Source organism: Nocardiopsis endophytica, assembly GCF_027706725.1.
GTDB lineage: Bacteria > Actinomycetota > Actinomycetes > Streptosporangiales > Streptosporangiaceae > Nocardiopsis_A > Nocardiopsis_A endophytica.
In genome coordinates this window covers 1-26000 of the sequence record NZ_JAQFWQ010000101.1, presented here as the reverse complement: position 1 = coordinate 26000, position 26000 = coordinate 1, and the positions used below count along the sequence as shown (strand labels likewise).

At 75.0% G+C, this 26000-nt stretch carries 22 protein-coding genes; 10 read left to right on the top strand and 12 right to left on the bottom strand.

Annotated features, from left to right (window positions below; translation table 11 throughout):
- Nucleotides 1-341 precede the first annotated feature (341 nt).
- Together O4J56_RS25595 and O4J56_RS25590 are read right to left on the bottom strand one after the other, a co-directional pair.
- Entirely contained in the window at nt 342-1019 is a 678-nt protein-coding gene (locus O4J56_RS25595; protein ID WP_270689277.1) for a hypothetical protein, read from the bottom strand.
- A gap of 577 nt (nt 1020-1596) precedes the next feature.
- A complete protein-coding gene (locus O4J56_RS25590) occupies nt 1597-2040 on the bottom strand; it encodes a hypothetical protein (protein ID WP_270689276.1) in 444 nt (147 codons plus the stop codon).
- A 577-nt stretch (nt 2041-2617) separates the two neighbouring features.
- Between O4J56_RS25590 and O4J56_RS25585 the strand changes: the two genes are divergently transcribed.
- Nucleotides 2618-3520 (top strand): F510_1955 family glycosylhydrolase, encoded by a 903-nt coding sequence (locus O4J56_RS25585; protein WP_270689275.1) that lies wholly within the window; start codon nt 2618-2620, stop codon nt 3518-3520.
- A 175-nt stretch (nt 3521-3695) separates the two neighbouring features.
- Here O4J56_RS25585 and O4J56_RS25580 read toward each other — a convergent pair whose 3' ends face one another.
- Nucleotides 3696-4616, bottom strand: a complete 921-nt coding sequence (locus tag O4J56_RS25580; protein WP_270689274.1) for an ornithine cyclodeaminase family protein — start codon at nt 4614-4616, stop codon at nt 3696-3698.
- 88 nt (nt 4617-4704) lie between these two features.
- Between O4J56_RS25580 and O4J56_RS25575 the strand changes: the two genes are divergently transcribed.
- The gene (locus O4J56_RS25575) at nt 4705-5376 is read left to right on the top strand and encodes a GntR family transcriptional regulator (RefSeq protein WP_270689273.1); all 672 of its coding nucleotides are present in this window, start codon (nt 4705-4707) and stop codon (nt 5374-5376) included.
- A gap of 343 nt (nt 5377-5719) precedes the next feature.
- Here O4J56_RS25575 and O4J56_RS25570 read toward each other — a convergent pair whose 3' ends face one another.
- Nucleotides 5720-8272 carry an MMPL family transporter gene (locus tag O4J56_RS25570; protein WP_270689278.1) on the bottom strand — a complete coding sequence of 851 codons (2553 nt, stop codon included), beginning with the start codon at nt 8270-8272 and terminating at the stop codon, nt 5720-5722.
- Between the two features lie 42 nt (nt 8273-8314).
- Nucleotides 8315-9040 carry a TetR/AcrR family transcriptional regulator gene (locus O4J56_RS25565; protein ID WP_270689271.1) on the bottom strand — a complete coding sequence of 242 codons (726 nt, stop codon included), beginning with the start codon at nt 9038-9040 and terminating at the stop codon, nt 8315-8317.
- Between the two features lie 357 nt (nt 9041-9397).
- Here O4J56_RS25565 and O4J56_RS25560 point away from each other — a divergent pair, with 357 nt between their 5' ends.
- The 3 genes from O4J56_RS25560 to O4J56_RS25550 all read left to right on the top strand — a co-directional run bounded on the left by O4J56_RS25560 (nt 9398) and on the right by O4J56_RS25550 (nt 13420).
- Nucleotides 9398-11203 carry a right-handed parallel beta-helix repeat-containing protein gene (locus O4J56_RS25560; RefSeq protein ID WP_270689270.1) on the top strand — a complete coding sequence of 602 codons (1806 nt, stop codon included), beginning with the start codon at nt 9398-9400 and terminating at the stop codon, nt 11201-11203.
- Nucleotides 11204-11340: 137 nt separating this feature from the next.
- Nucleotides 11341-12480 (top strand): pectate lyase family protein, encoded by a 1140-nt coding sequence (locus O4J56_RS25555; protein ID WP_270689269.1) that lies wholly within the window; start codon nt 11341-11343, stop codon nt 12478-12480.
- A 139-nt stretch (nt 12481-12619) separates the two neighbouring features.
- Nucleotides 12620-13420, top strand: a complete 801-nt coding sequence (locus O4J56_RS25550; protein ID WP_270689268.1) for an SAM-dependent methyltransferase — start codon at nt 12620-12622, stop codon at nt 13418-13420.
- 49 nt (nt 13421-13469) lie between these two features.
- Here the strand turns inward: O4J56_RS25550 and O4J56_RS25545 are convergent, their stop codons facing one another.
- The 6 genes from O4J56_RS25545 to O4J56_RS25520 all read right to left on the bottom strand — a co-directional run bounded on the left by O4J56_RS25545 (nt 13470) and on the right by O4J56_RS25520 (nt 19338).
- Entirely contained in the window at nt 13470-14429 is a 960-nt protein-coding gene (locus tag O4J56_RS25545; RefSeq protein ID WP_270689267.1) for a M56 family metallopeptidase, read from the bottom strand.
- A complete protein-coding gene (locus O4J56_RS25540) occupies nt 14426-14800 on the bottom strand; it encodes a BlaI/MecI/CopY family transcriptional regulator (RefSeq protein WP_270689266.1) in 375 nt (124 codons plus the stop codon). Before O4J56_RS25540 ends, O4J56_RS25545 begins: the two co-directional genes overlap by 4 nt.
- 204 nt (nt 14801-15004) lie before the next feature.
- Nucleotides 15005-16282, bottom strand: coding sequence for a PQQ-binding-like beta-propeller repeat protein (locus O4J56_RS25535; protein WP_270689265.1), 1278 nt, complete (start codon nt 16280-16282; stop codon nt 15005-15007).
- Complete coding sequence (locus tag O4J56_RS25530) at nt 16279-17178, bottom strand: cytochrome c biogenesis CcdA family protein (RefSeq protein WP_270689264.1); 900 nt, start codon at nt 17176-17178, stop codon at nt 16279-16281. The genes O4J56_RS25535 and O4J56_RS25530 overlap by 4 nt, the downstream gene beginning before the upstream one ends.
- Before the next feature lie 3 nt (nt 17179-17181).
- A complete protein-coding gene (locus O4J56_RS25525) occupies nt 17182-17967 on the bottom strand; it encodes a DsbA family protein (RefSeq protein ID WP_270689263.1) in 786 nt (261 codons plus the stop codon).
- Between the two features lie 339 nt (nt 17968-18306).
- Nucleotides 18307-19338, bottom strand: coding sequence for a TauD/TfdA family dioxygenase (locus tag O4J56_RS25520; RefSeq protein ID WP_270689261.1), 1032 nt, complete (start codon nt 19336-19338; stop codon nt 18307-18309).
- A gap of 136 nt (nt 19339-19474) precedes the next feature.
- Between O4J56_RS25520 and O4J56_RS25515 the strand changes: the two genes are divergently transcribed.
- The 5 genes from O4J56_RS25515 to O4J56_RS25495 are packed head-to-tail and all read left to right on the top strand — an operon-like array spanning nt 19475 to nt 25621.
- Nucleotides 19475-21055, top strand: a complete 1581-nt coding sequence (locus O4J56_RS25515; protein WP_270689260.1) for an ABC transporter substrate-binding protein — start codon at nt 19475-19477, stop codon at nt 21053-21055.
- A 3-nt stretch (nt 21056-21058) separates the two neighbouring features.
- Nucleotides 21059-22147 carry a P1 family peptidase gene (locus O4J56_RS25510; protein ID WP_270689258.1) on the top strand — a complete coding sequence of 363 codons (1089 nt, stop codon included), beginning with the start codon at nt 21059-21061 and terminating at the stop codon, nt 22145-22147.
- Nucleotides 22144-23091 carry an ABC transporter permease gene (locus O4J56_RS25505; RefSeq protein WP_270689257.1) on the top strand — a complete coding sequence of 316 codons (948 nt, stop codon included), beginning with the start codon at nt 22144-22146 and terminating at the stop codon, nt 23089-23091. Before O4J56_RS25510 ends, O4J56_RS25505 begins: the two co-directional genes overlap by 4 nt.
- The gene (locus O4J56_RS25500; RefSeq protein ID WP_270689256.1) at nt 23088-23942 is read left to right on the top strand and encodes an ABC transporter permease; all 855 of its coding nucleotides are present in this window, start codon (nt 23088-23090) and stop codon (nt 23940-23942) included. Before O4J56_RS25505 ends, O4J56_RS25500 begins: the two co-directional genes overlap by 4 nt.
- Entirely contained in the window at nt 23939-25621 is a 1683-nt protein-coding gene (locus tag O4J56_RS25495) for a dipeptide ABC transporter ATP-binding protein (protein ID WP_270689255.1), read from the top strand. The genes O4J56_RS25500 and O4J56_RS25495 overlap by 4 nt, the downstream gene beginning before the upstream one ends.
- A 187-nt stretch (nt 25622-25808) precedes the next feature.
- Here the strand turns inward: O4J56_RS25495 and O4J56_RS25490 are convergent.
- Nucleotides 25809-26000 (bottom strand): hypothetical protein (locus O4J56_RS25490; protein WP_270689254.1); only part of this gene is annotated, 192 nt, incomplete at its 5' end.

The following is a 26000-nucleotide window of genomic DNA, read 5'->3' as shown; positions in this document are numbered from 1 at the left end:
GGGGAAGTCGGGCTTATCGTGTCCGGTTCAACCCCGAGTTTCCCGAGATCAACGCCGAGCACACCCGCCTATCCGCGCGCCTTCTCGGGGACGCGGTGAGAGCGGTGAGGACACCGTCGGTGAATCCGGTTCCTCCCCCGGCAGGTGACCGGCGCTCCGCCCCACCTGTGCGGGGAGCGGATCCGCCACTCACCGCGTTCGCGCATGACGGCGGGTCCGGATACGGCCGAGCGGTCTCCTTGATCCGCCTTCCGGGCAACGGGACACGCGCAGCGCATGCCGCTCTCCTGGACCGGCCGCCCGGCGGGGTTCCAGGCGGCCGGTCGGCGAAGGCGACCCGCTCAGCCGTGCCCCTCGCCCGGTGCGTGGGTGTGACCGTCGTCGGCCGACGGCTGCTCGGCGGGGTCCTGCGCCTCGCCCGAGGGGGCCGGACCGCCGGAGTCCGTGCCCGCGGTGGACTCGGCGGCGCCTCCCTCTTCCGCGGCCCCGCCGTGGCCGTCCCCGCCTTCGGCACCGCCGTGGTCGTGGCCGCCCTCGGCCCCGCCGTGGCCGTGTCCACCGTCGGCATGGCTGTGCTCCAGCGCGGCGGCGGCGCCGGGCACCGCCGCCGCCCCCATCACCCCGAAGGCCAGGACCAGTGCCCCGCGGTACCCGCCCGCGGTGAGCACCCCGTGGCGTTCCCGAGGGAGCAGCGAGCACAGCACCCCCGCGACGACGACGGCTCCGAGGACGGCCGCGACCAGGTCGGCCGTGCCCGCGGCCTCGGGCACTCCGGCGTGCGGGCCGAACGGCATCCCGACGAGGCGGCTGACCGCCCATACGCCCAGGACGCCGAGGTTGCCGAGCAGGCCGGCCACCTGCAGGGGCGTGCTGCGCAGCGGGAGGGCCGCCAGGCCCCAGACCAGCTGGAAGAGGGCCGTTCCGGCGAAGAAGGCCCCTGCGAGGAGCCATTCCTCCAGGTGGGCGGGTGTCGCGGCGACGTGGACCGCCCCCGCCGCCAGGCTGGCGGCGGCCGCCACCTGCCGGGCGAGCTTCGCGTCGGTTCGGACCCGGCCCCGGGCGCGGGATCGCGCGTGCCGCGAGCGCGGCGCCCGACCCGGCGGCGCATCGGGACGCGCTTCGGAGGGGCCGGTGGACGGACCGTCGGCCGGACCGCCGCCGACCGGGCCTGCGGAGTTCAGGCCTGCGGAGGCCGGGCCGGCAGGCGCGGCGGGGATCCGGTAGGGCGACGTGTCATGTCGGGAAGGAGCGGGCGCGTCGCCGGCACCCGAGTTCCACAGGGAGGCGGGACCGCCGTCGGCGCCGGGGGTCCGCGTGCCGTGCGGGCCGCCGGGGGTGCGCGGCGCCCCCTGGGGGCGGGCATCGGCCCGGGGTCGGACGGGATCGCCGAAGCCGCCCTCCGGCGGTCGTCCGGTCGATGGGTCGCGGTGGCGCCCCTGGTCGGGGCCCTGGGACCTGGGCCTGCCGGGGTACGCGTCTTCTGGACGGGTCACAGTGTCTCCTCGCTTCAGGTGGGTCGGCGGCGCCGAGGCACCGCCGGGGTCCGCGCACGCCTCTGGCGCGCGACTGAAGGCGGCCCGGTGCGGGCCGCGGCATCTAGACCCGGTTGACCTGAAGGTCGGCGACGGGGTCGGGCGGCGAGCGCCCGAGGGAGAGCTCGGGGACGTCGGGAAGGGGGTGGCGTCCGGTTTCGGGGACGATGACGTCGAGGAACGGTCCGACGGGAGCGGCGGCGGGCGCGGCGTCGCCGGGGGACGGCGGGACCGTGCGCCCGCAGGCCGGGTCCTCGTCGTGGCCCTCGCCCCGTGCCCCTTCGTGCGCCTCCCCGTGCTGTTCCTCATGGCCATGTGCGGGGGCGGCCAGGGCGGCGCCGAAGGCATGACCATGCGGACCGAGCTGGTGACCGAGAGCGATGAACGCGCAGAGGCAGACCAGCCACAGGGCCACTCGGGTCTTTTCGGGCACGGGTCCGGACACCTCGCCGCGTTCGCGGTAGTGGTCAGAGGGGGTGGTCCGCCGCAGCACGGCGGCCTGCACCATAGCAACCGCGCCACCTCTCTCACCAGGGGTGAAGCCATCGGCCGGGAGGAACGGCGCCGCATTCGCGCGGATTCGACACGGGCAGGCCCCGCACTGAAGGCGGGCACCGGAGAACCGGGGAGTGCCCCCGACAGGTGATCGAAAGCCGCCTCGCCGAAGGGCAGGGGGCCGACCGGGAGCCGACATGGCCGGGTCGGACCGGGCGGATGGAAATCGTCCGGCTCCAACGGCTCCAACGGACGCGCCCCGACGACACGGCGGACCACGGGTTCGGCTCCCCAGGCGGAGCGGTGGGAGGAAGGGCACGGGCCCGGGCCGTGCGACCCGAGGCCACCGCATACCTAAACACCTTAGGTGTTAAGGTGATCCCGGTCGCGCGGGTGCGGAGTGCGGGCGCACCACCGCAGGGGTCGGGCCCCGAATCCGGGTCCGGGGCCCGGCGCTCCCCTCCGGTGGCGGGACGCCCACGACGGCCCGCGCGGCCTGCCCTCTCCCCGAACGGAGGGGGCCTTCCCACCGTCGGCCGGTACGGACACCCCCGCCGGCCCTGAGACCAGCGAGGATCGGCGACCGGGACATGCATTCGACGACGACCGTCCGGCGAGCGGCCGGACTCATGGGCACCGTCGGCCTCCTCGCCTTCGCGGCGGCCTGCGGTTCGCAGGAGGCGGCCGGGCCGGGCGCCGACGGGTCGGACCCGTCGGCCGGGGGCGCCCCCGCCACGGGCATCGCGCTGCCGCCGGAGGCCTCCCACGTGCACGGCGCCGGGTTCGACGCGGACAGCGGCGAGGTCCTCGTGGCCACCCACGCCGGGCTGTTCACCGTCCCCGGTCCGGACGGCGGGCAGGAGTCCCCCGAGCCCGAGCGGGTCGGCCCCGTCATCGACCTCATGGGGTTCTCCGTCGCCGAGCCCGGGCGCTACGTGGCGAGCGGGCACCCCTCCCCCGGCGTCGACATGCCGGACCCGGTCGGGCTGATCGAGTCCCGCGACGGCGGGGAGACCTGGGAGGCGCTGTCGCTGTCCGGGGAGTCGGACTTCCACGCGCTCGCGGCGTCCGGGGAGCGCGTGGTCGGGTTCGACGGCGCGCTGCGGGCGACCCGGGACGGCTCCGAGTGGACGGACCTGGACGGCGGTGTCCGACCGGTGTCCCTGGCCGTGTCCGACGACGGCGGGACGGTCCTGGCGACCACGCAGCAGGGGCCGATGCGGTCCGAGGACGGCGGCGAGGGCTTCTCCCCCGTCGAGGACGCCCCGGTCCTGGCCCTGGTCGACTGGGCGGCGGGCACCGACACGGTGTACGGCCTGACACCGGAGGGCGAGGTGCACCGCAGCGAGGACGCCGGGGCGACCTGGGAGCGGACCGGCGGCGTCGACGGCCCACCGCAGGCGATCCACGCCGAGGAGGACCGCCTGTTCGTGGTGGCCGACGACCGCATCAGCCGCTCCGACGACGGCGGGGCGTCCTTCTCCGGGTGGTGAGCGGCCGGCGCCCGAGGAGCGCCCGAGGTCCTGTCCGGAGTTCCCCTCCCCCGGCACCTCAGGCGTTGATCTCGACGAAGGTGCTGTCATTCCGGCGGATTCGGCAGCACTTTCGTCGAGATCATCGACGAGGGGGCGCCCACTCGGCGGGGCGCCGCCGGACTCCGGACAGGACCTAACGCAGGACCCGTTCGGCCAGCAGGTGCGCGATCGCCCAGTCCTGGACGGCGACCCCGACGGACTTGAACACGGTCCTGGGGGCGCGGGCTCCGTCGTCCTTGGCGAGCGCGGGGCCCAGCTCGCGCAGGTCGGCCTCGGTGATCGCGCCCGCCTCCAGAGCGTGGATGACCTCCCCGGACTCCTCCAGGACCGCCTCGCGCTCGTCGATCACGACGTCGGCACCGGCCAGCAGTTCGTCGGGCAGTTCGCGCATCGTCGGCCGGAAGGCGCCGACGGCGTTGACGTGCACCCGCTCGGGCAGGTCGTCCGCGGCGAAGAGCGGGGCGGTGGCGGTGGTGGCGCAGCAGACGATCGGCGCGCCGCCGACGGCCGCGCGGGCGTCGGCGGCGGCCTCCAGGCGGACGCCGTCGAGTTCGGGCCGGAGCCGGTCGATGAGGGCGCGGGCGCGCTCGGGGGCGGTGGCCACCACGGTCAGGCGGCGCAGCGGCCGGACCGCGTGGACGGCGCGGACCTGGTCGGGCGCCTGCCCGCCGGCGCCGATGAGCACCAGCTCGTCGGCGCCGGGGTCGGCGAGCAGGTCGGTGGCGGCGCCCACCGCGGCGCCGGTGCGCAGCGCGGTCACGGCCCCGGCGTCGGCGACGACCCGGTCGTGGCTGTGCAGCTCGCTCCACGCCACCGTGCCGCCGATCGCGGGGGTGCGGTCGAAGTTCAGGCTCAGCGTCTTGATCACCGCCGAGGACGTGGGCCGGTGGTGGACCGGCATGACGAGGAACCGGCCCTCGTCCAGGACGGTGCGCACGGGCATCTCGAAGGCGCCGGCGGCCAGGTCGGTGAAGCCCTGGCGGACGGCCGCGACGGCCTCGGGCATCGCCACCGCGGCGCGGACCTCCCGCTCGTCGAGCATGATCGCCCTCATCGGGCCTCCCTGCGGGTGGGGGGTAAGGCCTCACACCTTATATGTCGGAAGGGGCCGTTCCCCGGCCGCGCCGTGTTATGCATGGGGCATGACGACGCCGAGTCCCCCTCCCCTGAAGCCGGTCAGCCTGCGCCAGCAGGCCCGTGAAGCCGTGCGCACGCGGATCGTCCTGGGCCGGATCGAACCGGGGGAGGTGGTCAGCGTGGCCGCCGTCGCCGCCGAGCTCGGCGTGTCGGTGACGCCCGTCCGCGAGGCGGTCATGGACCTGGCCCACCTGGGCATGGTGGAGGTCATCCGCAACCGGGGGTTCCGCGTTCCGCCCCTGTCCGACCACGACCTGGACGAGATCTTCACCCTGCGGACGATGCTGGAGGCCCCCGCCATGGCGGAGGTCGCCCGGACCCACGTCGCCGCCGCCCTCGCCCCCTTCCGGGAGCTGGCCGCAGCGATCACCGAGGCCGCGCGCGAGGGCGACCTGGAGGCCTTCCTCGACCGCGACCGCCGGTTCCATCTGGGCCTGCTGGAGATGACCGGCAACCGCCGCCTGGTGGCCATGGTCGGCCAGCTCCGCGACCAGGCGCGGATGAAGGGGCTGCAGCGGCTCGCGGACCAGGGCGAGCTGACCGGGACCGCCCAGGAGCACGAGGCCATCGTGGAGGCGGTCGCCGCACGGGACGCGGACCTGACGGCCGAACTCACCCGGCGCCACCTGGCGCACAGCCGCGGTATCTGGGCAGGTATCGCCGAGAACGAGGGCTGAGGCCACCCCCACGAACACGACGCGGCCGACACGGAGACGGCAGAGGGCCGCCTTATGCGAGGCCCAGACCATCCCCACAGGCGTAGGGCTTGCACTTGTCCACCTGCAGGAACGCAGGACACTATCGCCCTATTACCAAAAACCGCCACTCATTGAGGACCACCGCAACCGGGTAACCACTTTCCGCTCTCATTGATTACTCACCATTCTTCGACACCCGGTTCTGGTACCCCCGCACCGGGAAGGGAGCCGGCCCCTCATCGCCCGCTACGCATGCGGCGGCCCCCTGCGGGGACCCGATGGTCCGGCAAGGGGCCGCGCGTCTCCGGTGCCCGGGGTCGGCTCAGCGCCGGTCGGTGCCCACGGTCGTGCCCTGCTGATCGGCGTCGGCAGAGGGCTGCTCCACAGAGGCGGAGCCGTCCCCGCCCTCCTGCGCGGCACCGGCCGCGTGGCGGCGCTCCAGGGCCGAGCCCTCCACGTCGATGTCGGGCAGCAGGCGGTCGAGCCATCGGGGCAGCCACCACGCGGCGTCCCCGGCCAGGTGCATGAGCGCCGGGATCAGCACCATCCGCACCACGAACGCGTCCAGCAGCACGCCGAACGCCAGGGCGAACCCGACCGAGCTGATCATCGCCGTCTCGGAGAAGACGAACCCGCCGAACACCGAGATCATGATGATCGCCGCCGCCGTGACCACCGCGCGCCCGGCGCGCAGTCCCTGCACCACGGCGAACCGCGCCGGGGCCTTGTTCACGTAGGCCTCGCGCATGCCGGTGCCGATGAACAGCATGTAGTCCATGGCCAGCCCGAACAGGATGCCGACCATCAGCGTCGGCAGGAAGTTCAGCACCGGCCCCTGGTTCTCCAGCCCGATCAGCCCGCCGAGCCAGCCCCACTGGTAGGCGGCGACCACCCCGCCGAGCGCGGCGAAGAAGGACAGGATGAAGCCCAGGGTCGCCACGACGGGCACGAAGACGGAGCGGAACACCAGCAGCAGGATGACCAGCGACAGGCCGATGACCACGGTGAGGTAGCCCGGCAGCGCGTCGCTGAGCGTCTCGGAGATGTCGATGTTCCCGCTGGCCATGCCCGCCACCCCGAGCGGCCCCAGACCGCGGATCGGCTCGGTGCCGCGCAGGGTGTGGACCAGCTCCTCGGTCGAGGCGCTGGATGGGCCCTCCTCCGGGACGACCTGGAAGATCGCCACGGTGTAGTCGTCGTTCATCCCGATGGGCGCCACGGCGGCGACGCCGTCCTGGGCCGCGATCTCCTCGGCCACCTGGAACTGGTGGTCCGGCGCCTTGGCCTCGGCGGTGTCGGCGTCCGGGCCGCCCGGGAGCTCGGCCGCGACCAGGAGCGGCCCGTTCTGCCCGGCCCCGAACTCCTCCTCGATGGCGGTGTAGGCCCGGTGCTGGGTGGACTCGGCGGGCTCGGAGGACCCGTCCGGCATGCCCAGCCGCAGGTCGAGCGCGGGCACGGCGATGACGCCGAGGACCGCCACGGCGGCGCAGGCCCGCCCGATCGCGCCCGGGGCCGTCATCGGCTTCGGCGCCGACGCGCGCCCCCGCCGGTCCGGTGCGCCCTCGGCCGTACCGCCCTCGCCCGCCGCGTCCCCGCCGAGGCGGGCGCGCTCACGCCGGGACAGGATGCGCGGGCCGATCAGCGCCAGCAGCGCCGGGACCAGGGTGACCGCGATGAGCACGGCGACCACGATGGCGATCGCGCCGACGCTGCCCATCAGGCCGAGGAAGCCGATGCCGGTCATGTTCAGGCCGAGCAGCGCGATCAGCACCGTGGCGCCGGCGAAGACCACCGCGTTGCCCGCGGTCCCGTTGGCCAGGCCGATGGACTCGGCGACCGGTAGGCCCTCCTTGAGCTGGCGGCGGTGCCGGTTGACGATGAACAGCGCGTAGTCGATGCCGACCGCCAGGCCGAGCATCAGGCCCAGGATCGGGGTGATGGAGGCCATCTCCAGGACGCCGGACAGGGACATGGCGATCATGGAGGCGACCCCGACGCCGACCAGGGCCGTCAGGATCGGCAGGCCCGCGCCGACCAGGGTGCCCAGCATGACCAGCAGCACGACCGCCGCCACGACGAGCCCCACGGCCTCGGCGGGGCCGAAGAGCTGGGGCAGGCTCATCGCGATGTCGTTGGCGAAGTCCACGGTGGTCCCGTCGACGGGGTCGTCCTCGAAGACCGCCATGACGGCGTCCTTGGTCTCCTGGGGCACCTCCTCCTGGGGCTGGGTGAAGGAGACGTTGACCAGCGCGGTGGCACCGTCCTCGGAGACCATGCGGATGCCGGAGGACATCTCCATCAGGGCCTCGCCCTGTTCGAGCTTCTCGGCCTCGGCGTCCAGCTTCTCCCGCCCGGCGTCGATCTCGGCCTGGCGGCCGTCGAGGCCCTCCTCCAGCTGGTCGATCATGCCGGAGGCCTCGGCCTGTTCGCGCCCGGCGTCGAGCTCCTCCTGGCCCGACTCCAGCTCGGCGCGGCCGTCCTCCAGCTGCTCGCGGCCGTCGGCCAGTTCGGCCTCGCCGTCGGCCCGCTCCTGCTCGGTGGCGAACGGGTCGACGGCGTTCTCGACCCCGGATACGCCGGACGCCTCGTCGACGCGCTCGGCGATGGCCTCCTTCTGCGCGTCGGTGAAGGGCTCTCCGTCGTCGGTGCGGTAGACGATGGTGCCCGCACCGCCGCCCATGCCGTCGAACTCCTGGGACAGGAGCCGATTCACCTCGTCGGTGGGCGTCCCGGGGATGGAGAAGCCGTCCTTGAGCTCGCCGGAGAACAGCGCGAAGGAGGCGCCGGCGGCCACGAGCAGGGCGAGCCATACCGCGACGACGGTCTTGGGGAGGCGCGCCGCGGCGCGCCCGATTCTGTAGAGGAACTCAGCCATGGTCACCTGCAGGACGGTGGAGTGGTGTGGGCAAGGGGTGCGTCAGGCGGCGCCGTCGTCGGAGCCGGAGGCGGCGTCGGGTGCGGTGCCGTCGTCGGTGCCGGAGCCGGTGGGCACGGGGGCGTACCCGGCGCGGGCGAGGGCGGCCATGCGGTCGAGGAGTCCGTCCCAGACCCGCCGGGACTCCTCGGTGACCTCGCCGCCGGTGGCCGCCTCCCAGTGCTCCACGGCCACCAGGCAGCCGCTGACGAAGGCGCCGCAGGCCAGGTCCACATCGACGGGGGCGAGGCCGGGGTGGTGGCGGCGCAGGGTCGCCGCGAGGCGGGCGTTGAGGTCGGTGAAGGCGCGCTCGAACAGCATGGCCTGGCGCGGCCCGGGCCCGGGGCGGTCGCCGCCGAGGATGCGCTTGAGCCGGGGGATGAGCTCCACCAGGCCGCCGTCGCGCACGGCGTCGACGAGGCGGTCGAGGAGCCGCACCTCCCCGGCGGGGCCCACCGGGGCCCCGGCGAGGAAGGCGTCGATGCCGTCGACGATCGCCTCCAGCTCTCCGCTGAGCACTTCGAGGACGACCTCGTCGAGGGAGCCGAAGTGGTTGAAGACGGTGCGCCGGGAGACGTCGGCCCGCCCGGCGAGCTGGTCGACGGTGAAGTGCGCGCCGTCGGTCTCGTGCATGAGGTCCGAGGCGGCCCCGACGATGGCCCGCCGGTGCCGGGCCTTGAGCGCGTCCCGCCGATCCCCCTGCGCGGTCCCCCGGTGGTCGTGGTGCATGGGCCCCAATCTAGGGCCGTCGATGCACTGAGTGCAACGACGCACTGAGTGCATTCAGAGTGGAGGCGGTCACAGCGCCGCCGACGCCGGCCCGGACGAAAATGTGGACTGCGCCCGTTGACGCGCCCCGTGGAAACGCTTAGGTTTCCGGAAAGCGCTTTCTACTCCCTGTAGGCGATCCTCTCCCACCGGGCGCCCCCTCCCCACGTTGTCCGGGTGCCCGTTCCCCCTCACGCCACCGATGCCGATGGCGCGCATTCGGGCAGCGCTCCGGGCCTGCACCCCGCACCGGTCCGGCGAGTCGCCGCCGCCGTCGGCCTTCCCCCCTGATGTGCAGTGACCCCGGAGGAACCCCACATGGCACACTCCAAGGCTGGAAACCGCATTCCTAAGCGTCCGTGGTACGCCGCCCTGGCCGTCCCGGCGGTCGGGGCCGTGGCCGCCGGGCTGCTCGGCGCCGCGTCCCCGGCGTCCGCCGCCACGCTCCTCGCCGAGGACTTCGAGGGCGGCGCGCCCGCCGGCTGGTCCAAGTCCGGCGGCGACTGGGACGTCGCCCGGGTCGGCGGCTCGCAGGTCTTCCAGCAGGACAAACTCGGCAGTGAACTGGCGCGCCAGTTCGGCGGAGACGCCGACTGGACCGACTACCGGACCCAGGTGCGGGTGAGCCCGAAGGAGTTCAGCGGCTCCGGCTCCTTCGTCGCCCTGGGCGCGCGCTCCACGAGCGCCACCAAGATGTACCGGCTGGCGCTCCACCGGGACCGGGCGGAGCTCCAGGCCGTCGACGGCAGCCGCGTCGACGTGCTCGGCACGCTCCCGCTGGCGGTGGACACCGGCTCCTGGTACACCCTCGGCATCACGGTGGAGGGCGGCCGCATCGGCGCGACCGTCGACGGACGGACCGTGGCCTCGATCGACGACGACACCTGGGACCGGGGCCGGATCGCGCTGGTCACCGCGCACGCCACCGCCGCGTTCGACGATGTGGCGGTCACCGGCGGCGGCTCCGGTCCGGGCGACCCGGACGACCCCGGTGACCCGGGCGGGCCCGGAGACCCCGACGACCCCGGCGACCCGGTGGACCCGCCGAGCGCCGACGCGCTCTACGCGGCGCCGGACGGCTCCGACGGCGCATCGGGCACCGAGTCCGACCCCACGACGCTCGCGTCGGCCATCTCCCGCATCGCCCCCGGCGGCGAGATCTACCTGCGCGGCGGCACCTACGACGAGGCCGAGACCGTCACCATCGAACCCGGCAACGACGGCGCCCCCGACGACCGCACGCTGCTGGCCGCCTACCCCGGCGAGACCCCCGTGCTGGACTTCTCGGCCCAGAGCGAGGACTCCTCCAACCGCGGGCTGCGCGTGAACGGCGACCACTGGCACGTGAGGGGCATCACCGTCGAGCACGCCGGTGACAACGGGATCTTCGTCGGCGGCAGCGGCAACGTCATCGAGCGCACGGTGACCCGCTTCAACCGCGACACCGGCCTGCAGATGTCCCGGATCTCCTCGGACACCCCGCGCAGCGAATGGCCCAGCGACAACCTCATCGTGAGCGCGGTCTCGCACGACAACGCCGACTCCGACGGCGAGGACGCCGACGGCTTCGCGCCCAAGCTCACCGTGGGGCCCGGGAACGTCTTCCGCTCCACCGTCGCCTACAACAACATCGACGACGGCTACGACCTCTACACCAAGTCCGAGACCGGCGCCATCGGCGAGGTGACCATCGAGAACTCCCTCGCGCTCGGGAACGGCACGCTCAGCGACGGCTCCCAGGCCGGGAACGGCGACCGCAACGGCTTCAAGCTCGGCGGCGAGGACATCGGCGTCGACCACGTCGTCTCGGGCAACATCGCCTACGGCAACGGCAAGCACGGGTTCACCTACAACCGCAACACCGGCTCGATGGCGGTGTCGGACAACGTGAGCATCGGCAGCGAGGAGCGGAACTTCAACTTCGACGGCGGCTCGTCGGTGTTCCGCGGCAACACCTCGTGCGACAGCGGCTCGAACGACCGCACCATCGGCGACGCCGACGGCTCCAACCAGTTCTGGTCGGGGTCGAACGGTTCCCGGTGCGGCGCCTACGAGGGCGAGCCGGACTGGTTCTTCGAGGACGACGGCACCCTCGTGGTGACCTTCGGCGGCACCCGGATCTGACCCCCGTCGCGCCGCGGGCACTCCCGGGGAGGGGGTCCCGCGGCCCGCCGAAGCGATGGAAAGCGCTTTCAGTCCCGGGGCGGCCCCTCGCGGCCGCCCCACCCCGCACCCCTGGAGCAGTAGGAGGAGCATCTCCCATGTCCCCCGCGCACGCCCCCACCCACCCCCGGCGCCGGTACGCGGCCCTGGCCCTGCCGGCGGTCGGCGCCCTCGCGGCCGGCCTGCTCGGCGCCGTCCCACCGCTCTCCGCCGCCGCCGACTCCACCGACGCCGCAGCCGCCGACTCGCCCGTCGGGTACGCCTCGATGAACGGCGGCACCACGGGCGGCTTCGGCGCCGGCACCGTCCACGAGTACGTGCTCAGCGAGTACTGGCCCGGCAGCGGGCACGGCAGCCCCGGAGACGCCCTGTACGCGCTGCTCAAGGAGCACCGCGGCAAGAGCGGCGAGGGCCTGGTCGTGTACGTCGACGAGACCGTCTCCGCCGACGCCTTCTCCGAGAGCAAGCTGGACGTCAAGGACCTGGAGAACGTCTCGCTCCTGGGCGTCGGCGAGCAGGGCGAGTTCGACGGCGTGGGCATCAACATCCGCAACGCCCACAACGTCGTCGTCCGCAACCTGGAGATCCACCATGTGGACCGGGGCGAGAAGGACGGCATCGGCGTCCAGGCGGACAGCAGCAACGTCTGGATCGACCACAACGAGATCTACAACGAGTTCCAGGGCGCCGACAAGGAGCGGTACGACGGCCTGATCGACATCAAGAGCGGCTCGGAGTACGTCACCGTCTCCTGGAACCACCTGCACGACTCGTGGAAGACGATGCTCACCGCCAGCAGCGACAGCGAGAGCGCCGCCTCCGACAAGATCACGTACACGAACAACCACTTCGAGAACGTCAATTCGCGGGTGCCGCTCATCCGGCGTTCCGAGGTGCACATGCTGAACAACTACTTCGAGGACATCGCCGCCTCGGCGATCAACTGCCGGATGGGCGCGCAGGTGCTCGTCGAGGGCAACTACTTCCAGCGCACCGGCTCGGGGGAGACCGACGGCCACGCCGGGCAGGTCGAGGGCCCGGTCGGCTGGTGGTACGGCAGCGACGAGACGGGCTACTGGAACCTGGTGGACAACGCCTTCGAGGAGACCCCGAGCGGGCACCTGGAGTCGACGACCGACTTCACCGTCCCCTACTCCTACGACGCGCTCAGCCCCGAGGAGGCGAAGGCGCAGGTCGAGCAGAACGCCGGGAACGGCGTCATCGACGTGGCGCCGTGACGGCTCCGCCGGTGGCACGGTGACCCGCGGCGGCGGGGAGGGGGGGGCCCCCGCCCCCCCCCCCCCCCCGCGACTTGACCGGCGCCCGGCGACACGGGATCGTCGCCCCGGATCACCACCCCCTCACCATGGAGCCCGGATGAGCGACGCCCCGCCCCCGTCCATCGACCCCCAGGTCCCGCACTCCGCCCGGGTCTGGAACTACTGGCTGGGCGGGAAGGACAACTACCCGGCCGACCGCGCCGCGGGCGACGATGTGCTCGCCCGCATCCCCGACATCCCGGACGGGGCCCGCGCCGAGCGCGCCTTCCTGGTGCGGGCCGTCCGCCACCTGGTCCAGGAGGCGGGGATCCGGCAGTTCCTGGACGTCGGCACCGGCCTGCCGACCATGAACAACACGCACGAGATCGCCCAGAGCCTGGCGCCCGAGTCCCGGATCGTCTACGTCGACAACGACCCCCTCGTGATGGTGCACGCCCGCGCGCTCCTGGACAGCGCACCCGAGGGCGCGACCGACTACATCGAGGCCGACCTGCGCGACCCGGAGACGATCCTCGCCCGGAGCGCCGCGACGCTGGACTTCGACCGGCCGGTCGGGCTGATGCTGCTGGGCGTCGTCAACCACATCATGGACACCGACGAGTCCTACCGGGTCGTCGCCCGCCTCGTCGACGCGCTGCCGCCCGGCAGCCACCTGGTGCTGACCCACTCCACGGCCGAGATCCACGGCGAGCCGATGCTCCAGGTCATGCGGGAGATGAACGAGCGCGGGGGCACCCCGATCACCGCCCGCGGCCGCACCGAGATCGAGGGCTACTTCCGCGGGACCGAGCTGCTGGAGCCGGGCGTGGTGTCCTGCTCCCGGTGGCGGCCGGAGGAGACCGAGGTCGGGAGCGTGACCGACGTGTACCTGTTCGGCGGGGTGGGGCGGATCCACTGACGTCCCGGCCCCGCCGGGGACCCGGCTCGCCCGCTCAGAGGGTGGAGGGTCAGATAGTGCAGGTGCAGGGCGGGGAGGTCGCCACGGTGACGGCCGCGGCCCCCAGGGTCAGCGCGGGCGGGCTCAGCAGCAGGACGGCGGCGGCCGCGACGGCCAGGGCGCGCCGCCCGGCCCCGCCCGCCCTCGCCGGGCCCAGCAGGCGGCGCGCCCGCTCCACCGGGCAGGCGCCGTCGGCGCCCAGCGCCTCCGGGGCACGCTCCGCAGGGCGTGCGGGCAGCGCCATCGCCCCGAGGGCGTGCAGCAGCGAGGCGGCGCCCACCGACCGGGCGGCCCGGTCGTCGGCCGCCCATTCGACCAGCACCGGGACCTCGCGTGCGGCGGCGCGCAGCAGCGGCACGCCCGGGAACGCGGCGTTCAGGAGCCGGGCCCAGGCAACCAGCAGGTGGTGGCGCCCGCGCAGGTGCGCCTGCTCGTGGGCGAGGACGGCGCGCATCTGCCGGGAGGAGAGGGCGTCCAGGGCGCCACTGGTGACCACGACCCCCGTGCCCGGCACGCAGTAGGCGTGCGGCCGGTCGGCGTCGACCAGCCATACGCGCCGCCCGCCGACGGTGCGGCGCCGGGCGCCCGCGGTGAGCCCGCGCCGGTGGTCGCGCCGCCAGCGCGCGGCGTCCCGGCCGCGCCGCAGCGTCACCCAGGCGAACCGGGCGGCGGCGAGCGCGGCGGCGGGGGCGAGCACCGCCGCCCAGGTGGCGGCGTCGTTGGCGCGGACCGCCTGCAGGAGGGTGACGCAGGCGGTGACGAAGCCCTTCAGCCCGGGGCCCATGACCTCGGCGGCCAGCAGGAGCACCATCGCCGCGCAGGTGAGCAGCCATGCGGCGGTGGCCAGGGTCCACAGGCCGAGCATGGTCCCGGGGGCCAGGGCCCCGGCGCGTCCGGCGCGGCCGAGCAGGGCGGGCCCGGCGACGGCGAGCAGCAGGGCGGCGGACAGGGCGGCCGCGGCGGCGGTCACTCCTCGTCCTCTCGGGGCGCTTCGGCGAGGAGGGAGCGCAGCACGTCGACGTCCTCGGGGGACATCTCGTCGACGAAGCGGAGCAGGGTGGCGCGCGGGTCGCCGCTGTCGGTGAGCGCGCCGTGCATGCGGCGGGCGGCGTACCCGGCGCGGTCGCGGAGGGGGCGGTAGAACCAGACCCGCCCGGTGCGCCGCCGGTCCACCCAGCCCTTGCGGCGCAGGTTCTCCAGCACGGTGGAGATGGTGGTGTAGGCGGGTGTGCGCCCGGGCAGGGCGTCGACGACCCGGCGGACGCTCATCTCACCGTCTCCGGCGTCCCAGAGCAGGTCGAGGACGGCCGCCTCCAGCGGCCCGAGTCCGGTGTCCTCCATCGGTCGCCTCCTCCCGTCCCGGTACGGACATGACGTAAGAGCCCGCGCGGATAGGCGGGGCGACCGCGAGAGCCCGGTCCCGCCGACTCCGCCGCCGTTCACTGCCCCTGCTCCGTTGATCTCGGGGGGAACGACACTACCGGGTCGGTCTCAGGGGCGCGTGGTGCGTCAGCGGCGGCGGTGGCCGTCCCGGCGCGACCGTTCTCATCGGTCCCCCTGCGGCGCGGCCGGGAGGGCGGCGAAGGCGTCGCCCCGGCCATCCGGCGCCACCGGGAGCAGCACCGGCCCCTTGGGCGCCGCCGCCACTGGGGCGGGCCATTCCCCTGCCCCCAGGGTGTCCCCGTCGCGCATGTCCACGGCCCGCGTGCCCTCGGCTCCGGGGTTCCCTGTGGACAGGTACAGCACTCCGCCGACGATCGCCTCCGTCCGGTCGCCGGGTGCGGCCTCGCGCCGCCAGAGCCGTTTCGGGTCGCCGGTCCCCGCTTCGATCCCGGCGACGGCCGCGCGGCCGTCCGGTGAGACTCCGGACACGACGACCTCGCCGTCCGGTGTGCCGATGAGGCGCGGCTCCTCCTCGGACCCGAACGCGGCCAGCCGGCGCCCGGTGCGGAGGTCGTGCACGGTGTACGCAACGACCCCGCCGCCCTCCTCGGTCCACGCCACGGCCGCCGCGGCGCCCGCGTCGGTCTCGGGGCGGGGGCCGGGGGCGGGCGCGGCGCCCGGGGCCTCGTCGGGTGGGTCCAGGTCCGTGCCGTTCCACAGCTCCCGGCCCGTGGTCGTGTCCAGCGCGCGCAGCCGCCCGTTCCGTTCGGTGAGCAGGGCCCCCTGGTGTTCGTGCAGGATCGTGCCCGCCCCGTCCTCGGACTCGTGCGCGGCCACCGCCCCTGTGGACGGGTCCAGCGCCGCCTTGGGGCCGGATGCCCCGCCCATCACCGACCCGGCCGAGGCGCCGAAGACCAGCCCGGGGCCGACGAGCGTGCCGGGCACCTCGACCGGCCCCCAGACCAGGGTCCCTTCGTCGGGGAGGTAGGCGGCGGCCGTGGTGCGAGTGGCGAGCCCTCCCCCGTCGGGGTCGGCGTCGCTGTCCAGCACCACGACGAGGTCGCGACCGTCGGCGTCCCGGGTGGCCGCGAACGCGGTGCAGCTGGGGTTCCGGCTGAGCGACCAGCGGGTGCCGCCGTCCGGGCCGACCCCGAGGAAGACGAGGTCGCCGCCGTTCTCCTCGGGCATGACCGGCCCCACGAACCCGTCGCCGGCCGCCTTGGGCGGCGCGGAGAACGGTGCCGCCCACACGGCCTCGGGCGCCAGGGTGGGCGGGATGTCGGCGGCCGGGACCGCCGGGGCGGGGCTCGGCGGGTCGTCGCGCACCACGGCGTCGGCGGCCTCCCGGGGCTCCGGTCCGGTGCAGGCGGTGAGCAGGAGCAGGGCGGCCGCACCGGCCGCCGGGGCCGCGGCCCTGCGGGGACCGGGGAACCGGGTCACCGGCCCGCCTCTCCTCCGTCGGCGCCGGCCGGGGCCGCCTCCTCTTCCCCCGCGCGTTCCCCGTCGCGGCGCGCCTTCCGGTTCCGCCGCGCCCGAACGGCGGCCAGTCCCAGCAGTGCGACGGCCGCCGCGCCGAGGAGCAGCAGGTCGCTCCACTCCCCCAGTCCCGCCAACGGCTGCTGGATCCGGTAGGCGAGGTCCTCCAGGGAGCCGGCGCCCGGCAGCGCGCTCATCGACGCCGTGCCGTCGTACACCAGGAACAGCACCCCGATGGCGATGAAGATCAGCCCGGACACCAGGCCGTTGGTGTGCAGCCGCAGCCGCCCGACGGTCAGCCCCCGTCCCCGCAGCCAGGTCCGGCGGCCCAGGTCGAAGCGGTCCCACAGCAGCGCCAGCAGGAACAGCGGCAGCGCCATCCCCAGCGCGTAGGCGGCGAGCAGCAGCCCGCCGCGCACGGCCCCGCCGGTGGCGGCGACGGTGAGCACCGCGCCCAGGATCGGGCCGGAGCAGAACCCGGCCAGGCCGTAGACCGCCCCCAGCCCGTACACCGACGGCGCCCCGGTCCGTCCGGACAGGCGGGCCTGCAACCGCACCAGCGGGCCGACGGCCACGCCCAGCCCGAGGATCTGCGCGGCCCCCATGGCGATGACCGCCCATCCGGCCACGGCGACCAGGAGCTCCCGGTTGCCGTAGAAGAATCCGGCGATGGAGGCGGATCCGGCGCCCAGCGGGACCAGGGTGGTGCACAGCCCGGCGTAGAACACGGCGGTGCGCCCGAGGAGCCCGGCCGGGTTGCGGAAGGCGTAGGCGAAGAACGAGGGGAGGAGCAGCGCGCTGCACGGGCTGAGCAGCGCGAGCAGTCCGCCGAGCAGGGCGGCCAGGTAGCCGACGTCCACTCCTCAGCCCTCCCCGCCCGACGCGTCCGCCCCGTTCTCCGCGTCGGCCAGGGCCTGGTCGATGGTCTGCGTGAAGGTGTCGAGCGGCTGTGCGCCGATGACGGGCCGTCCGTTGACGAGGAAGGCGGGCGTGCCGGTCACCCCGATGTTCCGCCCCTCGGCGAAGTCGGCCTCGACCTCCTCCGCGAGGTCCCGGCGCTCCAGGTCCTCGGTGAACGCCGCGGTGTCCAGGCCGATGTCCTCGGCGATGGCGGTCAGCTCCGCGCCTACGGCGTCGGGGGCGGTGCCCTCCAGGTCGTCGTGGGCGGCGTAGACGGCCTCGTGGTAGTCCCAGAACGCGCCCTGTTCGGCTGCGGCGCGGGCGCCGACGGCCATGGTGCGGGAGGTCTCGCCCTTGTAGGGGAACTCGCGCCACTCGATGCGCAGCTCGCCCGATTCGACGTAGCGGTCGACCAGCTCGGGCTGGGTCTCCTGGACCCACTTGGCGCAGAACGGGCACTGGAAGTCGGAGTAGGCGATGAGGACGACGGGCGCGTCGGGGTCGCCGAGGGCCGTCGGGTCGTCGGCGTCGCGGCGGGCCAGGGACTCGCCCATCTCGCGCAGGTCGTCCGAGGCCCCGGCGGTGTCCGGTGCGCCCGCCGCTCCGGATGCCGAGGACCCGGCGACCTCCTCGCCGCCCCCTCCGAGGCGGACCGCGGCCCCGACCGCGACCACCACGACGACGGCGGCGCTGAGCAGCAGCGGCCAGAGCGCTCCGGGTTCCCGCTGGGCGGGCTTCTCGCGCGGCATGGATCTCCTTCCGGCGGGCACGGCGAACCTTCTTCTATGCACGATAGAAGAATCTCTATGCTACATAGAATTCAGGCTCCGGCCGTCCGCCCCACCGGGCGGCGGGCGTGTGATCCCGGCCCCGATCAGAGGAGGGCTCGCCCCAGCACCAGATCCCGGCACTCGCGCGACTGCCGGGGAGCGCCGTCTCCCGGACAGAGTCCGCACGAATGCCCAGCTCCCGGTCCAGGGGAGTTGACGCGGTACCGGCCCCCTGAGCGGGTGCGGCGTGCGGGCGCCCTCCTCCTCAGGCCAGGGCCGCCCTGGCCGCGCCGCGTGCGGGCCGAGTGCAGGGGGCGTTCACGGACCTGGCGTGCCGACCGCGGGCATGCCGAAGCGGAAGCGGGCGAAGTCGTCGGGCAGCTCGCGCGCGTGCGGCGTGTTGAGCCACAGCCGCAGCAGGTCCCGCACCCGCCCGGGCGCGTCCTCGTAGGCGGTGCGCCCGTGAACGACGACGTTGTTGTTGAGGAGCTGCAGGTCGCCGGGGTGCAGCCGCATGTCGACGCGCAGCTCGTCGCTGCCCGCGGCCTCCTCGAACAGGTCCAGCGCCCGCCGCTGCAGCGGGCTGAGCGGCACCCCCGTCTTCTCGGCCGCCGACTCGATATAGGCGCGGTGGTAGTACCGGCAGCTCAGCCTGCCGCCGAAGTAACCGAAGACGGCGTTGCGGTAGTAGGGCACCTCGCCGTCGGCCTCCTCGCCCCGGCGGTCGTAGACGAAACCCGAGTAGTACAGGCCAAGCAGCTCCCGGTGCCGCTCCAGCAGGCGGTTGTGCACGCTGGCTGAGCTGGCCAGGGTGCTCAGCCCGCCGTCGGCCGCGTTCTGCAGCACCAGCAGCCCCACAATGTCGGCGCTGTCGGTGTGGAAGGGCAGCGCCTCGCGGGTCTGGTAGGCGCGCAGGCGCGGGTCGGACAGGCCGCCGCGCCCGTGGTCGGTGACGTGGGCGACCAGGTCGCCCGAGGCGTTCTGGGAGACCGGGCGGCCCATGTGCAGGGCGATGCCCATGGCCAGCAGGACCGCCTCGCCGGTGGTCAGGCGGTGCACGGGGAACCCGCGCAGGACGGTGAACCCGCGCCCGTACTCCAGTTCGCGCACGGCCTCGGCCAGCAGCCCCGACAGGGAGGGGAAGGCGAAGTCGTCGCGGGTCAGCTCGGCCGGGGGCACGCGGTCCCGGCCGGTGCGGCGCAGGCGCTCCAGGGCCGCACCGATCTCCTCGGCGTGCTCCTCCCCGAGGCGGACCTGCCAGTCCTCCTCGGAGCGGAAGTCGGACCGCCGCCAGGCGCACGGCTCGTCGACGTGCTCCAGGCAGATCGCGGATTCGTCGGTTGTCGGCATGCCGCACCGCCTCCGGACCCGATGCCACCGGCCATGGTAACCGTGCGCCACCGGGCCGTTCCAGGACCGGGGCGCGGCCCGTTACGGCCACCGCCGCGCCGTGTTGGGCCCCCTGCGGAGGCGTCCGCGCGATGCGGTGCGGGTACCCCTTGTGGGGATCGGCCCCGCCGACGACACCGGAGAGAGGATGCGCGCGCTGGAACCGCCCCGCCCCCACGGCCTCGCGACCACCGCCCGCGCCCTCGCGGCAGGGACGGCCGCCGTCCTGCTGGTGTCGGGCTGCGGCGCACCCGACGACGGCGGGGGCGCCGACCAGGTGCGCGTGGGGCTGGTCGCCGAGCCCGCGTCGCTCGACTTCACCTCCAACGACGGGGCGGCGATCCCCCAGGCGATGCTGAGCAACGTCTACGAGGGGCTGGTGGAGCTCGACGCGGAAGGGGAGATCCGACCGCTGCTCGCCGAGGAGTACGAGCGCTCCGAGGACGGCCGCACCTACACCTTCCGGCTGCGCGACGGGGTGCGCTTCAGCGACGGGGCCGAGTTCACCGCCGAGGACGCCGCGTTCTCCATCGAGCGGGTCAAGGAGGAGTGGACCATCGGCCTGGCCGACCAGATGGACGTCGTCGAGGAGGCCACCGCCACCGACGCGCACACCCTTGAGGTGGTGCTGGAGCGCCCGAGCAACGGGTGGCTGTACGCGATGACCACCCGCATCGGGGCGATGTTCAGCCGCACCGGGGTGGACCGTCTGGCCACCGACCCGGTCGGCACCGGCCCCTACACGCTCGACACCTGGGAGCGCGGCGACCGGCTCGTCCTGCGGCGCAACCCGGACTACTGGGGCGAGGCGCCGCAGGTCCCCACGGTGGTGTTCCGGTACTTCCAGGACCCGGGCGCCATGAACAGGACCATGCTCGCCGGGGGCCTGGACGTGATCGCCAACATGCAGGAGCCCGAGGAGCTGGGGAGCTTCACCGCCGACGGCGGGTTCCGGGTCGTCGAGGGCACCACGCACGGCGAGGTGGTGCTGGCGATGAACAACGACGAGCCGCCCCTGGACGACGTGCGGGTGCGGCGGGCCGTACGGCACGCGATCGACCGCGAGGCGCTGCTGGAGACCGCCTGGGCCGGGCACGGCACCCTCATCGGGTCGATGGTGCCGCCGCTCGACCCCTGGTACGAGGACCTCACCGGCGTCCACCCCTACGACCCGGACCGCGCCCGCGACCTGGTGGAGGAGGCCGGTGCCGAGGGCGAGACGCTGCGCCTGCGCGTGCCCAACCTCCCCTACGCGGTCAACTCCGCCCAGGTGGTGCAGTCCGACGTGGAGAAGACCGGGATGGACGTGGAGATCGAGTCCCTGGAGTTCCCCGCGCGCTGGCTGGAGGAGGTGCACGGCGCGGGCGACTACGACATGTCGATCATCGCCCACGTGGAGCCCCGCGACCTGCACCTGTTCGCCGACCCGGACTACTACTTCCACTACGGCGGCGAGAAGTTCGCCGACCTGGTGGAGGAGGCCGACCGCGGCTCCCCGCAGGAGCAGGCGGACAAGACCCGCGAGGCGGCGCGGGTGCTGTCGGAGGACGCGGCGGCCGACTGGCTGTTCCTGATGCCCAACCTCACGGTGGCCCGCGAGGGCCTGGCCGGGCTGCCGCGCGACCAGGTCGGGGAGGCGTTCACCGCCAAGACGCTGCACTGGGAGGAAGAGGGGTAGCCGATGGCCCGGGGTCAGCGCACCGGTCCGGCCGACGCGATCACCGACGTGGCCGGGCTGCGCGTCGGGCACGCGCACCGCACCGGAGGCGGGTGGCGGACCGGCACCACCGTTGTGCTCGCGCCGCCGGAGGGGGCGGTGGGCGGTGTCGACGTGCGCGGCGCGGCGCCGGGCACCCGGGAGACCGACCTGCTCGACCCGCGCAACCTGGTGGAGCGGGTGCACGCGGTGGTGCTGAGCGGCGGGTCGGCGTTCGGGCTGGACGCGGCGGGCGGGGTGGTGCACCGGCTCGCCGACGCCGGGGTGGGGCTGCCGGTGGGCGGGCCGGGCGAGTGCGTGCCGATCGTGCCCGCTGCGGTCCTGTTCGATCTGAAGCGGGGCGGGGAGTTCCGCGCCGTCCCCGACGCGGCGATGGGCGCGGCGGCCTATGACGACGCGGTGGCCGCGCCGGAGGGGCGGGCCCCGGCGGCGGGCGCGGTGGGCGCCGGGACGGGTGCGGTGGTCGGCGGCCTGGCCGGGGGCGTGGGGTCGGCCAGTGCGGTGCTGGCGGACGGCACGGTGGTCGGCGCCCTGGTCGCGGTCAACGGCGCGGGGAGCGCGGTCTCGCCCCGCACCGGGGAGGTGTACGGCGCGCAGGAGCCGCTCGACGGGGAGTTCGGCGGGCTGCGGGCGCCCTCCGCCGAGGAGGTCGAGGCCTGGGGCGGCCCGCCCGAGGCGCGGCTCGCGGCGGAGAACACCACCATCGGCGTGGTCGCCACCGACCTCGGGCTGACCAAGGCGCAGGCCGCCAAGCTGGCGTCGGCGGCCCACGACGGCCTGGCCCGGGCGGTCCGCCCGTCGCACACCATGATCGACGGGGACACGGTGTTCGCCCTGTCGACCGGTCCGGCCGGTGCGGCCGGTGCGGGCCCGGCGGGACTGGACGCCTTCCAGCGGGTGCTGGGCGCGGCCCCGGACGTGTTCGCCCGCGCGATCGCCCATGCCGTCCTGGCCGCCGAGGGCGGTCCGCACGCACGCTCGTACCGGTCGGTGTTCCCGTCCGCGTTCCCCGGCGGCGGGGCGGGCAGCGGGCCGGGCGGCGGGGCCGTGTGATCGGGCACGTCCTGCGCGCCGCCGGGTGGCTCGCCGCGAGCCTCGCCCTGGCCAGCGCCGCCGTGTTCGCGTGCCTGCAGCTCCTGCCGGGCGACCCGGCGCGGGTGGCGCTGGGGCTGAACGCCGACCCGGCCGCGCTGGCCGAGCTGCGCTCGCGCCACGGGCTGGACCGCCCGGCGGCGGTGCGCTACCTGGAGTGGGCGGGCGGGCTGCCGCGCGGCGACTTCGGCACCTCCCACGTGACCGGGCTGGAGGTGGGCCCACAGATCGCCGAGCGGGCGGGGGTGACGTTCTGGCTGGTGCTGGGGTCGCTGGCGGTGGCGGTCGCGGTGGCCCTGCCGGCGGGGACGGCGGCAGCGGCGGCGCGCGGGCGGCCCCTGGCCGGGGCGGTGGCGGTGCTCAGCCAGGTCGGGGTGGCCGTTCCGGCGTTCCTGCTGGGAACGCTGCTGACCTACGCGCTGGCGGTGCGGGCCGGATGGCTCCCGGCCACCGGGTACACCGCGCTCGGCGAGGACCCGGGCGAGTGGGCGCGGCGGATGGTGATGCCGTGGCTGTCGCTGGGGCTGGTGCAGGGGGCGGTGCTGACCCGCTTCACCCGGTCGGCGTTCCTGCGGGTGCTCGGGGAGGACTATGTGCGCACGGCCCGCGCCAAGGGGGTGGGGCGTGCGGGGGTGCTGCTGCGGCACGGGCTGCCCAACGCGGGGGTGGCGCTGCTGACCGTCATCGGGCTGCAGATCGGCACGCTGCTGGCGGGCACGGTGGTGGTGGAGCGGGTGTTCGTCGTGCCGGGCCTGGGCGACCTGCTGCTGCGCGGGGTGTCCGACCGGGACCTCGTCCTGGTGCAGGGCGTGGTGGTGGTGATGGTGGCGGTGGTGCTGGCCGTCAGCACCCTCAGCGACCTGCTGTACAAGGTGATCGACCCGCGGCTGAGGAGCGCGCGGTGAGGCGGGTGCGGGCGCGGCGTGCGGTGTCCCCCCGGCGCACGGGCGCGGCGTCGCTGGCGGTCGGCGGCGTGCTGGCCGGGGCGGTCGTCGCCACCGCGCTGCTCTCGCTGGTGTGGACGCCCTACCCGCCCGAGGCGGTGGACACCGGGGCGGCCCTGCTGCCGCCCGGTGGGGAGCACCTGCTGGGCACCGACCGGTTCGGGCGCGACGTGCTCAGCCGGATCATGGCCGGGGCGCGGGTCACACTGCAGGCGGGGGTGAGCGCGGTGGTGATCGCGGCGGCGGCGGGCGTGCCGCTGGGGGTGGCCGCGGCGATGGCGCCGCCGTGGCTGTCGCGCCTGGTGCTGCGCGCGAACGACCTGGTTCTGGCCTTTCCCGCGCTGCTGCTGTGCATCATGCTCAGCGCCGTCTACGGCGGGAGCACGCTGACGGCGATGGCGGCGATCGGCATCGCCACGGTGCCGCTGTTCGCGCGGCTGGCGCGGGCGGCGGCGCTGCCGGTGCTGACGAGCGAGTACGCGGCGGCGGCGCGGGCCGCCGGGCGGGGGCGGGTGGCCGTGGCGGTGCGCCACGTGCTGCCCAACATCGCCGACGTGCTCATCGTGCAGGCGTCGGTGGCCTTCGCCATCGCGATCCTGGCCGAGGCCGCCCTGTCCTACCTGGGGCTGGGCACCCAGCCGCCGACGCCGTCGTGGGGGCGGATGCTGCAGGAGGCGCAGGGGCTGCTGTCGTCGGCGCCGCTGCTGTCGCTGTGGCCGGGGCTGGCGGTCGCGGTCGCGGTGCTCGGTTTCAACCTGGTCGGGGACGGGCTGCGGGACCTGCTGGACGCCGGAGGGGTGCGGGAGGGGTGAAGCCGGTCCTGGAGGTCGAGGGGCTGCGGGTGCGGCGCGGCGCGTCCGAGCTGGTGCGCGGGGTGGACCTGCGGTTGGAGGCGGGGGCCTTCCTGGGCCTGGTCGGGGCGAGCGGGGCGGGCAAGTCGCTGACCGCGCTGGCCGTGGCGGGGCTGCTGGACGACGGGCTGGAGGCGGCGGGCAGTGTGCGGCTGGCGGGGGTCGGCCACGACCTGCTCGGGGCGCCGGAGCGGGCGATGCGCGCGGTGCGGGGGCGGCGGATCGGCATGGTCTTCCAGGAGCCGATGGCGGCGCTGAACCCGTTGCACCGGGTGGGGAGCCAGGTGGCCGAGGCGGTGCGGGTGCACGCCGGGCGGCTGGGGCGGGCCGAGGCGCGGGAGCGCGCGGTGGGGCTGCTGGAGCGGATGGGGCTGCCCCGGCCCGAGCGGCTGGCGCGCGCCTACCCGCATCAGCTTTCGGGCGGCCAGCGGCAGCGCGTGGTGTTGGCGATGGCGGTGGCCGGCGACCCGGCGCTGCTGGTGTGCGACGAGCCCGCGACCGCGCTGGACGCCACGGTGCGGCGCCGGGTGCTGGACCTGATCGGGCAGGCGGCGCGCGAGCGGGGTGCGGCCGTGCTGTACATCAGCCACGACCTGCGGGAGGTGGCGCGGCTGTGCGAGCGGGTGGCGGTGATGGACCGGGGCGCGGTGGTGGAGTCGGGACCCACCGCGGAGGTGCTGGAGGCGCCGGGGCATGAGGCGGCCCGCGTGCTGGTCCGCGCGGCGGCGCCGCGCCCGTCCCCCGCCTCCCGATCTCCCTACCCCTCCTCCCCTTCTCCCTACTCCTCCTCCCCTTCTCCCTTCCCCTCCCCCCGTTCGCCCTCCTCGCATTCCTCCTTCCGATCCCCCCTCTCCTCCCCACCCCCGCCGATCATCCGCGCCGAGGGGCTGACCCGCCGGTTCCGCGTCCCGGGGACCGGGGTGAGGCCCTGGGGCGGGTCGCTGACCGCGCTCGACGCGGTGGACCTGGAGGTGCCCGAGGGGGCGGGGTTCGGCGTGGTCGGCGAGTCGGGGGCGGGCAAGTCGACGCTGGTGCGGCTGCTGGCGGGGCTGGACCAGGCGACGGAGGGGAGCCTGGAGGTGGCCGGGGTGCGGGTCACGGGGGCGACCGAGCGGGGGCTGCGCCCGCTGCGCAGGGCGGTGCAGGTGGTCTACCAGGACCCGCAGGGGTCGCTGGACCCGCGGATGCGCGTCGGGGACATCGTGGCCGAGCCGCTGGTGGGCGCGGGGGTGCCGCGGCGGGAGCGCGCGGCGCGAGTGGCCGGGGTCCTGGAGGCGGTGGGACTGTCACCGCAGGACGCACGGCGGCGGCCGCGCCACTTCTCCGGGGGCCAGCGCCAGCGGATCGCGATCGCGCGGGCGCTGGCGCCTCGGCCGCGGGTGCTGCTGGCGGACGAGCCGGTGAGCGCCCTGGACGTGTCGGTACGCGGCCAGATCATGGACCTGCTGCTGCGGCTGGCCGAGAGCGAGGGGCTGACCTTGGTGATCGTGTCCCACGACCTGGACGTGGTACGGGCGCTGTGCGCCCGGGTGGCGATCATGCGGCGCGGAAGGATCGTCGAGACGGGCCCGGTCGAACGGGTGTGGACCCACCCGGAGCACGAGTACACCCGGGAGCTGTTGGAGGCGTCCCGGCTGTAGCACGGGCGGTCGGTCAACGGCGATGGCCCGACCGCCCCCGAGCGGACGAGAAGGGTCGGACAAGCCGGTACCCCGCTCAAGGGCCCCGGCCGACCACCGGGCTGTCGGGGGCGCGAGGCAAAGAGCAGCGACGACGAAGGTCGGCGGCCCATACGCCAGCGCTGTCGAGCGCAGCGCGCGCGGATGGTCACCGTCGATCGCGGCGACGGAGCGAGCGGGGCGGTTTCCGGGCCCTGCCTGCCGTCTGTCCGGGCGGCGGCGGTTCGGGCGGGTGGCCGAGCGCGCCCGGGGCGACCGCGGCGTCCGTCGGCCCGGTGCGCCCCTCCCCGGCGATGATCTCGACAAAGGTGCTGTCAAAACCGCCGGAATGACAGCACTC